Genomic DNA, 12,130 nt, shown 5'->3' with positions numbered 1-12,130 from the left:
CACCTTGACGCAATCTAAGACGACCGGTCATATTGAACTCATGAGCGACATCAACCCGAGGTTCCGCACCATCGACGGCCTGTCCGTCCGCTACGCCGTGAGCGCTCACACCGCACCGGCCGCCCTGCTGCTCAGCCCGTGGCCCGAGACCATCTACGCCTACGACGCGACCTGGCGGAAGCTCGCCGGGCACGCCGGTCTGATCGCGGTCGACCTGCCCGGCTTCGGGCACTCCGAACTGCGCGAGGACCTGTTGTCCCCCAGCCGGATGGGCGAGTTCATCGTGCAGATCGCCGACGCCTTCGAGCTGGAGCGGCCGCACCTCGTGGGCCCCGACATCGGCACCAGCGCATCCCTGTTCGCCGCCGCGAAGGCACCGGAACGGTTCCGCAGCATCGTGATCGGCAGCGGTGGCGCGACGTCACCGACGGATCTCGGCTCCCCGCTGCACGAGTGGGTCCACGACGAGGACCTCGCGCCGTACCGGGCACTGGGCCCGAAGGACGTGGTGAACGTCGCCATGGACGCCATCGAGGGCTATGAACTGCCCGACGTGGTGCGCCAGGACTACCTCGCCGCCTATCAGGGCCAGCGGTTCGTCGAGCAGATGGCGTACGTGCGTGCCTACCCCACCGAACTGCGGGAACTGCGGGCGCTGCTGCCCACGATCACCACGCCCGTCCAGCTGATCAACGGCAGGCGCGACGCCGTCGTCCCGGTCGCCAACGCCGAGTTCCTGCACGGCGCGCTGCCCGACAGCAAGCTCGACGTCATCGACGCCGGGCACTTCGTCTGGGAGGAGAACGCCGACGAGTACGCCAGGATCGTCACGACCTGGTGGCAGCAGCACTGACCGGCGTCAGCGCTAGCCGGCCGTGCAGGCGGCACCGTTCAGGCTGAACGCGGTGGGCTGCGACGTCGGGCCGGTCGCGGCACCGTTGAACCCGAAGGTCACCGAGCCGTCCTTGACGATCAACGCGTTGTACGCCGCGTTGGCAACGCTCACCTCGGCGCCGGACTGGGACACCGTGCCGTTCCACAGCTGCGACACGGTCTCGCCTCCCTCGAACCGCCACCGCACCGCCCAGCCCTCGACCAGCGCGCCGCTGACGTTGCGGATGGTCACCTCGGCCTGGAAGGCGCCGGCCCAGTGGCTGGTGATCCGGTAGACCACGACGCACGGCGAGGCGGGCGGCGGGGCGACGGCCGTCGACGAGGGCGGGGCGGCCGAGGACGGGCAGTCTCCCTGGGCCCACAGACCGAGTTTCGCCTGAGAGGCCTTGGTTTCCGCCTCGACCAGCGGGCCTCCGTCCACACCGGAGGTGCGCAGGAAGCCGTACTGCACGGCCAGCAGGGCGTAGTCGGTGCCGTCGGCCAGCGCCAGCGAGATCTCGCCCGGGGTGATGCTGCTCACCCGGACTTCCTTGTCCAGCAACGTCTTCGTGGCGAAGTCGGTGGCCGCGGCCGCCGCGCACGGGGTCGGTTCGGCGAGCCGGGAGACGCGGGCACGGGTGCCGTCGGCCAGTTCGACGGTGCGGCCGTCCACAACGGCCCGCACCTTTGTGGACGGCTCCTGGTCCGCCGAGGAGGAGACGCGCGGGGCGGGGAGGGGCCTGCCGTCCTGCGGGGCCGTGCACGCGGCCACGAACAAGGTCAACAGCACCACCAAGTGCTTCCGTGCTGCCATTGGACAAATCTATCGGCGGAGGCAGCGTCCGCAATCGGCTGTTCGGAGTTGATCAACTCGGGCGTTCAGAGTCGTCACGGCTTCGAGCCGCGCGGGACGTCACGGAGTGTGCGAGCGTGAGGCGGCCACAGTTGCGCGGATGGTTCCCTGCCGTTCATCAGCTCGTGGTGATCAACGGAAAAGATCGCAGACGTACCTCGTTCCCTGCCGATGGAGGTCTGAAGTGCAATCCCTGCAACCACGTCGCTTCTTCGCGGCGCTCGCCGTCGTCGCGTCCGTGCTCGGCGTGACCACGGTCGTCGCGCCCGCCGCCGACGCCGCCGTCTACCCCTCGTGCACGCAGTCGCGGTGCGCCGCCGCCCGCGACGTCAACACCAAGTGGAGCCAGCGCGGTTACCCGAGCACCCGCGGCTGGGTGAGCGGCTGGCCGAACGGCCAGTGCAACTACGCCGGTGGCGTGCACCAGAACCGCGAGGGCCAGCTCCCGGCCGGGCACAACTACCTGGAGTTCGACGTCTACCCGCGGGCCTGCGGCGCGTCCCGGGACGCGTACCGGATCATCGTCGACCGCACGGCCGGCACGGTGTACTTCTCGCCGGACCACTACGCGAACTTCTACCGCCTCTAGAAGAGTGTCACCGGGCGCTGCGGTCGAGCCACGACCGCAGCGCCCACCAGGTGTGCAGCGTTGCCAGCACGTGTGAACGTCCGACATCCGGGTTCTCGCCCAGGTCGGCACCGGTCAGCTCCACCAGCCGGTCGAGCCGGTACCGCACGGTGTTCGCGTGGATGTGCAACGCCGAGGCCGTCGCGCTGAGCCGCCCGCCGTTGTCGAGGTAGCACAACGCGGTCACCACCATCTCGTGGTGGAACGTGCTCTTCGGTTCCAGCTGCCCCAGCAACGACTCGGCCAGCGTCTCCGCGAGTCCCGGGAACGCCGCGAGAGCGGTCTCACCGGCGAGGTCGGTCAGCAGCTGCACGCCCAGCGCCCCACCGGCGGCGGCCAACGCCTGCGTGCACAACGAGTACGTGCCGCGCAACGACTTCAGCGCGGTCGCGGGCGACACCACGAGAAGATCGTCCGACCACGACGGCAGCACGTGCGTGAGCCCGGCCAGCCGCCCCTCGACCAGCCCGTACACGCCGCCGGACACGTGCAGCCGTTGTTCCAGCGTCCGCGCGTGGCTGGGATCGGTCACCCCGGACACCACGCAGTGATAACGCCCGTCCGGCCGCAGCCCGGCCCGCGCGAGTTCGGAGGCGTCCGGGAACTCGCCGGACACCAGCAACCGCCGCAGCACCTGGGCGTTCAGATCGCGGGCCGTGCGCGAGAGTTGCAGCTCGGCCGTGTGGTAGCCGCTGATGATGTGCCGTTCCACCGCGCCGACGTAGTGATCCAGGTTGATCATGAAGTCCAGGATCGTGCCGTCGTCGACCCCGAGCGACCGCGCGAGTTCGACGGCCGCCCTGATCAACTCCGTGCGCCCGGCGTGCACCCCGCGCAGCAACCCCGCCATCGACACGCCCTGAGCGGCGCGATCGGCCCCCAGTGCCAGCGCGGCGGAGAAGTCGCCGTCGTCCGGCGTGCCGCCGCGTTCGAGGTGGGCGATCCCCTCGGTGAGCAGGAAGGCGATGTGCCGCCGGTTCTCCTCGGTGGGCAGCCGGGCGACCTCCGGAGAGTTGCCGCGCGCCGCGTCGACGACCCGTTCGACCACCTTGTCGTCGGCGGCGACGGCTTCGAGGACCTGGCGGACCATCGCGGACATACCCGGCACAGCGCCTCGCAAACCCCACGTTGTGTGACGGCCACAACACAGCCGTCGCCGTTTGGTGGCGGGACCCTATCCCCCGCTCTCCGGTTACTGGTTAGTTGCTTTACGCGAGAGTAATTCGCGTTGGCACCACCCTTCAACGAGGAAGGCCCTGGGATGTCAGACCGGAACATCAGCCGCCGCAACCTCCTCGCCGCGAGCGGCGCGATCGGCGCCATCGCCGCGAGCGGGACGCTGGGGCAGGCAGTCGCCGGGGCGGCGCCGAGAGTGGACGCGGACGTGATCGTCATCGGCCACGGTCTCGCCGGTCTCGTCGCGACCTCCGAACTGGCCGCCGCGGGCCGCAAGGTCCTGCTGCTCGACCAGGAACCCGAGGCGAGCCTCGGCGGGCAGGCGTTCTGGTCGCTCGGCGGCCTCTTCTTCGTGAACTCGCAGGAACAACGCACCGCGGGCATCAAGGACTCACTGGAACTGGCGCGCGCCGACTGGTTCAACACCGCAGGGTTCGACCGCGGTGTGAACGATCCCCTCGGCGAGGACCACTGGGCCGCGAAGTGGGCGGAGGCTTACCTGAACTTCGCGGCCGGCGAGAAGCGCGACTGGCTCTACGGCCTGGGCGTGCGCTGGGTCCCGATCGTCGGCTGGGCCGAACGCGGCGGGCAGCTCGCCGACGGCCCCGGCAACTCCGTGCCGCGCTTCCACATGACGCTCGGCACCGGCCCCGGCGTGATGGAACCGTTCGAGAAGAAGGTGCGCGACGCCGTCCGCGACGGCAAGGTCACCTTCAAGTTCCGGCACCAGGTCGACGGCCTGATCACGTCGAACGGCGCCGTGACCGGCGTGCGCGGCAGCCTGCTGGAGGCCAGCAGCGCGGCCCGCGGCACCCCCAGCTCCCGCAAGAAGGTCGGCGACTTCGAGCTGTACGCGCCCATGGTCGTCGTCACCTCCGGCGGCATCGGCGCGAACCACGACCTGGTGCGCCGCAACTGGCCCGCGCGTCTCGGCCCCGCGCCACAGCGCCTGGTCACCGGCGTCCCCGCGCACGTCGACGGCCGGATGTTGGCGATCACAGAGCTGGCCGGAGGCCGGCTCGTGAACCGCGATCGCATGTGGCACTACACCGAGGGCATGATCAACCACACGCCGATCTGGCCCGACCACGGCATCCGCGTGCTGGCGGCGCCGTCGTCGCTGTGGCTCGACGCCCGCGGCAAGCGCTTCCCCAACCCGGGCATCCCGTCGCTGGACACGCTCGGCACGCTGGAGCTGATCGGCAAGTCCGGCTACGACTACTCGTGGTTCGTGCTCAACAAGAAGATCATCGACAAGGAGTTCGTGCTCTCCGGCTCCGAGCAGAACCCGGAGATCACCGCCAAGAACCTCATCGCCTACCTCGCGATGCGGCTGCTGAACAGCACGCCGCCGCCGGTGAAGGCGTTCATGGACAAGGGCGTCGACTTCGTCATCAAGAACAACCTGCCGGACCTCGTCGCCGGGATGAACGCTCTCACCGGGCAGAACCTGATCAACCTCGACGACCTGCGCCGCCAGATCACCGTCCGCGACCAGCAGGTCGACAACCCGTTCACCAAGGACGTCCAGGTCATGGGCATCCGCAACTCGCTGGCCTACAGCGGCGACAGCCTCGCCCGTACCGCGTCGCTGCACAAGATCCTCGACGCGGGCTCCGGCCCGTTGATCGCGATCAGGATGAACATCCTGACCCGCAAGACGCTGGGCGGCCTGCAGACCGACCTCACCGGCCGCGTGCTCGGCTCGAACGGCCAGCCGATCCGCGGCCTGTACGCGGCCGGCGAGGTGGCCGGGTTCGGTGGCGGTGGCGTGCACGGCTACCGCGCGCTGGAAGGCACGTTCCTCGGCGGCTGCCTGTTCTCCGGCCGCGCGGCCGGACGTGGCGCGGCCGCCGAAAGCGCCTAGCGGCCCACGTTCACGGGGTCTGCGGTCTCCCCTGTTGACCGCAGGCCCCGCACCAGTTCCACGACCCTGCGCGTCGAGCCCTCCGGTGACTCGACGGCGGAGTCGAGCACCAGGTGGTCCTCGTCCCACGGCTCCCACAGCCCGCGCATCCGTTGCACGTGCTCCCACGGAACCGTTGCGTGCCAAACGGGAATCCCCCGGCTGCGCCCCTCGACCCGGTCGCGGTGCAGGCGTTCGTCGGAGCAGACGCACTCGACTCCGGCGAACACGCCACCGAGCCGTTCGGTGAGCTCCCGCCACTTGGCGCGCTCCGCCCGCGTGTGCGCGGTGGCGTCCACGACGACGTCGATGCCGAGCTGGACGTGCCGGGCGACCTGCGCGGTGAGCTGGAGTTCCAGCACCTCGTCCACGTTCTCGTCGGTGATCGCCCTGGCCAGCACCAGTGATCCGAGCGTCCAGTCCATCGAGAAGACGGGCGTGCGCAGGCTCTTGGCCAGTGCCTCGGCGAGCGTGCTCTTGCCAGCGCCGGGAATCCCCGCGACCAGCACGACCACCGGGCTCTCGGCCGAGGGCTCCAGCTCCAGGTAGGGATTCGTCATGCCCCCCACCTAAACATCGATGTGCGCTCCCATGATCACTGTTCGCTCTCGGGGCAATCCGAAGTGCTCGGCCGCGTCCGCCGTGATGTAGGAGGTGGCGATGAACAACCGCTTGCGCCAGCCCGCCATCGCGTGGCCGGGCCCGCGTTGCAGCTCGATCTTCGACAGGAAGTAGCGCGCCTCGCCGAGGTTCAGCACGCCCTCGGTCTGCGCCGGGTCGAGCAACGCCAGCGCCGCGGGCACGTCCGGCGTCTCCACGTAGCCGAAGTGAGCGCTCACGTGGAAGATGCCGTCGTCCACGTGCCCGAGTTCGTCCACCTCGATGCGGTTCTCCCGCGCCACCCGAGGCACCGGCAGCGTCTCGATGGACAGGATCACAACGCGTTCGTGCAGCACGTGGTTGTGCTCGACGTTCGCGCGCATCGCGAGCGGCGCGGTCTCCTTGCCCCGGTTGAGGAACACCGCGCACCCGGGCACCCGGGTCAGCTGCTGCGCGTGCAGTTCCTCGACGAACGCCTGCAACGACCCCTCGGCCTCCCGCCGCGCCTTCGTGACGATCGCCCGCCCGCGCTGCCACGTCGTCATGACCGTGAACGCCGTGAGCCCGATCAGCAACGGCAACCACGCGCCGTGCGACAACTTCGTCAGGTTCGCCGCGAGGAACAGCAGGTCCACCCCGAGCAGCACCACACACCCGAGCCCGATCGCCCAGGCAGGCGCCCCGAACCGCACCCGAGCGATGAACAGGAACAACGTCGTGGTGATCGTGATGGTCCCGGTGACCGCCATGCCGAAGGCGAACGCCAGCGCCGCCGAAGTCTGGAACGCGAACACCAGCGTCAGCACCGACACCATCAGCACCCAGTTGATCCACGGCACGTAGATCTGCCCGATGGTCGACTCGGACGTGTGCGCGATCCGCAACCGGGGCAGGTACCCCAGCTGCGCGGCCTGCGACGCCACCGAGTAGGCCCCGGTGATCACCGCCTGCGAAGCGATCACCGTGGCCGCCGTCGCCAGCACCACCATCGGCCACCGCGCCCACTCGGGCACCAGCAGGAAGAACGGCCCGCTGATGTTCGCGTCGTCCTCCAGAATCAGCGCCCCCTGCCCCAGGTAGCTCAACACGCAGGCCGGAAACACCAGGAACAACCACCCACGAGCGATCGCGGACCGCCCGAAGTGCCCCATGTCCGCGTACAACGCCTCAGCACCGGTGACCGCCAGCACCACCGCGGCCAACGCGAAGAACGCGAGGTCGAAGTGCCCGACCAAGAACCCGAGCGCATACGTCGGCGACAACGCCTTGAGGATGTCCGGGTGGTGGGCGATCCCGCCGACCCCGGCCAGCCCGATCACGCTGAACCACAGGATCATCACGGGCCCGAAGAACCGCCCGACGACCCCGCTCCCCCGCCGCTGCACCAGGAACAACCCGACGATGATCACCGCGGTGATCGGCACCACGAACCGTTCCAACCCGGGCTCGACGACCTTGAGACCCTCCACGGCGGACAGCACCGAGATCGCCGGCGTGATCATGCTGTCGCCGAAGAACAAGGCGGCACCGAAGATCCCCAGCGCGGCCAACGTGGCCGCGGCCTTCCGCCCCTGCTTGGCCTTCCACCGCCGCAACAGCGTGATGAGGGCCATGATCCCGCCCTCACCGTCGTTGTCGACCCGCATCGCCAGCAACACGTAGGTGACCGTCACGACGATCATCACCGACCAGAAGATCAGCGACACGACCCCGTACACGTTGTTCACGCTCACCGGCACCGGATGCGGATCAGCGGGGTTGAACACCGTCTGGATCGTGTAGATCGGACTGGTACCGATGTCCCCGAACACGACCCCGAGCGCCCCGACGACGACGGCCAACCGCACCGTGCCGCGCGCGAGCTCCTTCCGCGACGGCCCAGCAACCTGCTGATCAGCCACGAGCACCCCCTAGACCGCCGGTTGCCCGCAAGATAACCGCGCACCCCGGCCCCTGCTCAGCACAACCGGGTGATCTTTGCGCGTTCCTGACGCCGGGCCTGAGCCGACAAGGCAGGCCGAACGCACCAGGCAGCCGACCGTTGAGCGGCTGGGAGTCAGGTAGCCGAGAGCGGAGCAGCCAATGGCTTCAGGGGGACGAAGCCGCAGGCGAGCCGACCGTCTTGGCTGAACCGTCCAGCCGGTACCCGTGACGTGCCAGCGAAAACCAGCCACGCACCCGAAGGGGTCGGGGCTTGAATTCGGGCGCGAGGTGCTTTCCCTCGCAGATCGGCGGGGCGCTTTCAGCCCGGCCTTTCCGGTCCGGCCAGCGCCTCGCAAGGACCCGAAGTCAAGCCCCAATCCCTGTCGTCGCGCAGCGGCGATGCCTGGACCACGCTCGTCAGGTCTGCAGAACCCAGCACGACGCAGCCGACCGACATCTTTGACATACCCATACCCCCCTAGGGTATAAAGACGGGGTGCCACCGCACCCCCGGCAGCACCAGCCGGCCGCGCGGTGACCGGAAGAAGGAGCGAGACATGCACGGCTACGCCGACACGAAAGACGCCCACCTGCGCCGACTCCGCCGTATCGAGGGCCAGGTCCGCGGCTTGCAGCGGATGATCGAAACGGATGAGTACTGCATCGACGTGCTCACCCAGATCTCCGCGGCGACCAGGGCGTTGCAGGCGGTCTCACTGGGGCTGCTCGACGAGCACCTCAAGCACTGCGTGAGCCAGGCCATCACCGAAGGCGGTTCCACGGCCGACGCGAAGATCGCGGAGGCCAGTGACGCCATCGCCCGCCTGGTCCGCTCCTGAACCCACGAGGAGAACCACCATGAGCGAGTCCGTCCACACCGTCACCGGCATGACCTGCGGCCACTGCGTGAGCAGCGTGACCGAGGAGGTGTCGAGGCTCGACGGCGTGACGAACGTGTCCGTCGACCTGCCCACCGGCCAGGTCACGATCACCAGCGAGCACCCGCTCCCCCTCGACGACGTGCGCGCCGCGGTCGCCGAGGCCGGCTACGAGCTGGCACCGCGATGAGGACGGGGTACAAGGTCGCGCTGTACGGAGCGGTGCTGGCCATCGTCTTCGGCGGAACCTGGGCAGCGGGCGCGGCCACCGGCACGCCCCGAACGCCGCCCTCACACAGCGGAGAAGCGGCGCACCAAGAAGAAGCCGTGCACGGCGGCCACGACCAGGCACCGTCGAAGCTCCCGCCGGGACTGTCCGTGTCGGACAACGGCTACACCCTCAGGCTCGACACCACGAAGTCGCTGGCGTTCCACATCGAGGGACCGGACGGTGAACCAGTCACGAAGTTCGCCGTGGAACACGAGAAGCGCCTGCACCTGATCACGGTTCGCCGGGACGGCGAGAACTTCCAGCACGTGCATCCGGAGATGGCACCGGACGGCACCTGGACGGTCCCGCTCACCTTCCCGGCAGCGGGCAGCTACCGGATCTTCGCCGACTTCAAGCCAGAAGCAGGTCCGAAGACCACCCTGGGCGCGGACGTCCAGGTCCCGGGCGACTACCGGCCCCGAGCGCACGAGGACAGCCGCACGTTCACCGTCGACGGCTACGAGGTGACCCTCGACGGTGAGCTCGACGTGAACGAGCCGTCCACGGTCACCGCGACCGTCACCAAGGACGGCAAGCAGGTCACCGACCTGCAGGACTACCTGGGCGCCAAGGGACACCTGGTGGCCTTGCGCAACGAGGACCTGGCCTACCTGCACGTGCACCCGGAGCAGGGCGACCGGGTCAGGTTCGCGGTGGAGGTGCCGACGGCGGGGCGGTACCGCCTGTTCCTGGACTTCCGGCACGACAACACGGTCCGCACGGCCGAGTTCACGCTCACAACGCACGAGGAGGGCGGTCATGGCCACTGACACCATCGAGATCTCGATCGGCGGCATGACCTGCGCCTCGTGCGCCGCGCGGATCGAACGCAAGCTCAACAAGCTCGAAGGCGTGGAGGCCTCGGTCAACTACGCGACCGAGAAGGCCAAGGTCAGCTACGCGGGCGACCTCACCCCGGCAGACCTGGTCAAGGTGGTCGAGGAGACCGGTTACACCGCGGAACTCCCGGCCGCCGCAACGGAAACCGAGGCCCCGGACCCGACGAGGACGCTCAGGCAACGGCTGATCACCTCTGCGGTGCTGTCGGTCCCGGTCGTCGTGCTGGCGATGGTCCCGGCGCTGCAGTTCGAGTACTGGCAGTGGTTGTCGCTCGCCCTCGCCGGGCCGGTCGTCACGTATGCCGCGTGGCCGTTCCACAAGGCCGCGTGGACGAACCTCAAGCACGGCGCCGCGACGATGGACACGCTCATCTCGCTCGGGGTCGGGGCGGCGTTCCTGTGGTCGCTGTACGCGTTGTTCCTGGGCACGGCCGGTGTGCCCGGCATGACGCACGGGTTCACGTTCACCGTCGAGCGGATGGCCGGGACCGGCAACATCTACCTCGAGGTGGCGGCGGGCGTCACGACGTTCATCCTGGCCGGGCGGTTCTTCGAGGTGCGGTCCAAGCGGCGGGCCGGTGCGGCGCTGAAGGCGTTGCTCGAGCTCGGCGCCAAGGACGTCGCGGTCATCCGTGACGGCCGGGAGACGCGGATCCCGGCCGACCGGCTGGAGGCCGGCGACCTCTTCGTCGTGCGACCGGGCGAGAAGATCGCCACCGACGGCGTCGTCGAGGAGGGCAGCTCGGCGGTCGACGCGAGCATGCTCACCGGCGAGTCGGTGCCGGTCGAGGTGCGGCCGGGGGACGCCGTGGTCGGCGCGACGGTCAACGCCGGCGGCCGGCTCGTCGTCAGGGCCACGCGGATCGGGTCGGACACGCAGCTCGCGCAGATGGCGCGGCTGGTCGAGGACGCGCAGAACGGCAAGGCCGAGGTGCAGCGGCTGGCCGACCGGATCTCGGCGGTGTTCGTGCCGATCGTGATCGCGCTCGCCGTCGGGACGCTGGGGTTCTGGCTCGGCACCGGTGGCGGCGCCGGGGCGGCGTTCACGGCCGCGGTGGCGGTGCTGATCATCGCCTGCCCGTGCGCGCTGGGCCTCGCGACGCCGACCGCGCTGCTGGTCGGCACCGGTCGCGGTGCGCAGCTCGGCATCCTGATCAAGGGCCCGGAGGTGCTGGAGTCCACCCGCCGCGTCGACACCGTGGTGCTCGACAAGACCGGGACCGTGACGACGGGCCAGATGAGCCTGGTGAGCGTTCACATCGCCGACGGGGAGAACGAGGACGAGGTCCTGAAGCTCGCCGGGGCGCTGGAGAACGCCTCCGAGCACCCGATCGCCCGCGCGATCGTGCGAGCAGCCGGGGACGTGCCCGAGGTCGAGGACTTCAGCAACGTCGAGGGCCTCGGTGTACAGGGCGTGGTGAACGCTCGCGCGGTGCTCGTCGGCCGGGAACGCCTGCTCGGCGACTGGAGCGTCCAGCTCGGCGAGACGCTCCGTGAAGCCAAGGAAGCGGCCGAACGGCAGGGGCGCACGGCGGTGCTGGTCGCCTGGGACGGCAAGGCGCGCGGCGTGCTCGTCGTCGCCGACACCGTGAAGCCCACGTCGAGGGAAGCCGTCGCCGGGTTGCGCGAGCTCGGGCTGCGGCCGGTGCTGCTGACCGGCGACAACGAGGCGGTGGCCGAGGCGGTGGCGGCGGAGGTCGGCATCGACGAGGTCATCGCCGAGGTGCTGCCGGCCGACAAGGTCGACGTCGTGAAGCGCCTGCAGGACGAGGGCCGGGTCGTGGCGATGGTCGGGGACGGTGTGAACGACGCCGCCGCGCTCGCCCAGGCCGACCTGGGGCTCGCGATGGGCACCGGCACGGACGTCGCGATCGAGGCCGGCGACCTCACGCTGGTGCGCGGTGACCTGCGGGCCGCCGTCGACGCCATCCGGCTCGCCCGGCGCACGCTCACCACGATCAAGGGCAACCTGTTCTGGGCGTTCGCGTACAACGTCGCGGCGCTGCCTCTGGCGGCGTTGGGCCTGCTCAACCCGATGATCGCGGGTGCGGCGATGGCGTTCTCGTCGGTGTTCGTCGTCAGCAACAGCCTGCGGTTGCGCGGCTTCCGCTGACCGGCTGACACGACCCACACGGGCGGTTTCGTAGCCTCGGCACATCAGCTTCCCACCCAAGAGGAGCAGT

General features: G+C 69.6%; 11 protein-coding genes. 7 read left to right on the top strand and 4 right to left on the bottom strand.

All coding sequences use genetic code 11. The features are described 5' to 3' along the window. Positions 1 to 40: 40 nt before the first annotated feature. On the top strand, positions 41 to 853 hold the full coding sequence (locus tag QSK25_RS03005; RefSeq protein WP_285632163.1) for an alpha/beta fold hydrolase: 813 nt from the start codon (positions 41 to 43) through the stop codon (positions 851 to 853). Positions 854 to 865: 12 nt separating this feature from the next. Here QSK25_RS03005 and QSK25_RS03000 read toward each other — a convergent pair whose 3' ends face one another. Next, positions 866 to 1,687, bottom strand: coding sequence for a cellulose binding domain-containing protein (locus QSK25_RS03000; protein ID WP_285632160.1), 822 nt, complete (start codon positions 1,685 to 1,687; stop codon positions 866 to 868). 223 nt (positions 1,688 to 1,910) lie between these two features. Between QSK25_RS03000 and QSK25_RS02995 the strand changes: the two genes are divergently transcribed. Continuing rightward, complete coding sequence (locus QSK25_RS02995; protein WP_285632157.1) at positions 1,911 to 2,315, top strand: ribonuclease domain-containing protein; 405 nt, start codon at positions 1,911 to 1,913, stop codon at positions 2,313 to 2,315. A 7-nt stretch (positions 2,316 to 2,322) separates the two neighbouring features. Here the strand turns inward: QSK25_RS02995 and QSK25_RS02990 are convergent, their stop codons facing one another. Further along, a complete protein-coding gene (locus QSK25_RS02990) occupies positions 2,323 to 3,453 on the bottom strand; it encodes an RsbRD N-terminal domain-containing protein (RefSeq protein ID WP_285632154.1) in 1,131 nt (376 codons plus the stop codon). A gap of 162 nt (positions 3,454 to 3,615) precedes the next feature. Here QSK25_RS02990 and QSK25_RS02985 point away from each other — a divergent pair, with 162 nt between their 5' ends. Continuing rightward, entirely contained in the window at positions 3,616 to 5,397 is a 1,782-nt protein-coding gene (locus tag QSK25_RS02985) for an FAD-binding dehydrogenase (RefSeq protein ID WP_285632151.1), read from the top strand. On the opposite strand, the gene QSK25_RS02980 is transcribed toward QSK25_RS02985, so the two are convergent. Beyond that, on the bottom strand, positions 5,394 to 5,996 hold the full coding sequence (locus QSK25_RS02980; protein WP_285632147.1) for a P-loop nucleotide/nucleoside kinase family protein: 603 nt from the start codon (positions 5,994 to 5,996) through the stop codon (positions 5,394 to 5,396). The two genes, QSK25_RS02985 and QSK25_RS02980, sit on opposite strands and share 4 nt — an antisense overlap. A 9-nt stretch (positions 5,997 to 6,005) precedes the next feature. Continuing rightward, positions 6,006 to 7,937, bottom strand: coding sequence for a potassium transporter Kup (locus QSK25_RS02975; RefSeq protein ID WP_285632144.1), 1,932 nt, complete (start codon positions 7,935 to 7,937; stop codon positions 6,006 to 6,008). A gap of 579 nt (positions 7,938 to 8,516) precedes the next feature. Here QSK25_RS02975 and QSK25_RS02970 point away from each other — a divergent pair. From QSK25_RS02970 to QSK25_RS02955, 4 genes are read left to right on the top strand one after another with little or no spacing between them, the layout of a single operon-like run. Then, on the top strand, positions 8,517 to 8,798 hold the full coding sequence (locus tag QSK25_RS02970; protein ID WP_285632141.1) for a metal-sensitive transcriptional regulator: 282 nt from the start codon (positions 8,517 to 8,519) through the stop codon (positions 8,796 to 8,798). 19 nt (positions 8,799 to 8,817) lie between these two features. Then, the gene (locus QSK25_RS02965; protein ID WP_285632139.1) at positions 8,818 to 9,027 is read left to right on the top strand and encodes a heavy-metal-associated domain-containing protein; all 210 of its coding nucleotides are present in this window, start codon (positions 8,818 to 8,820) and stop codon (positions 9,025 to 9,027) included. Beyond that, positions 9,024 to 9,878: a DUF8832 domain-containing protein gene (locus tag QSK25_RS02960; RefSeq protein ID WP_285632137.1), complete on the top strand. Its 855-nt coding sequence runs from the start codon at positions 9,024 to 9,026 to the stop codon at positions 9,876 to 9,878. Before QSK25_RS02965 ends, QSK25_RS02960 begins: the two co-directional genes overlap by 4 nt. Then, the gene (locus QSK25_RS02955) at positions 9,868 to 12,060 is read left to right on the top strand and encodes a heavy metal translocating P-type ATPase (RefSeq protein ID WP_285632134.1); all 2,193 of its coding nucleotides are present in this window, start codon (positions 9,868 to 9,870) and stop codon (positions 12,058 to 12,060) included. The genes QSK25_RS02960 and QSK25_RS02955 overlap by 11 nt, the downstream gene beginning before the upstream one ends. Positions 12,061 to 12,130 lie beyond the last annotated feature (70 nt).

The organism is Lentzea sp. NBRC 102530 (assembly GCF_030269365.1).
GTDB lineage: Bacteria > Actinomycetota > Actinomycetes > Mycobacteriales > Pseudonocardiaceae > Lentzea.
The sequence above is the reverse complement of the archived record's forward strand: the minus strand, read 5'-3'. Positions and strand labels throughout refer to the sequence as shown.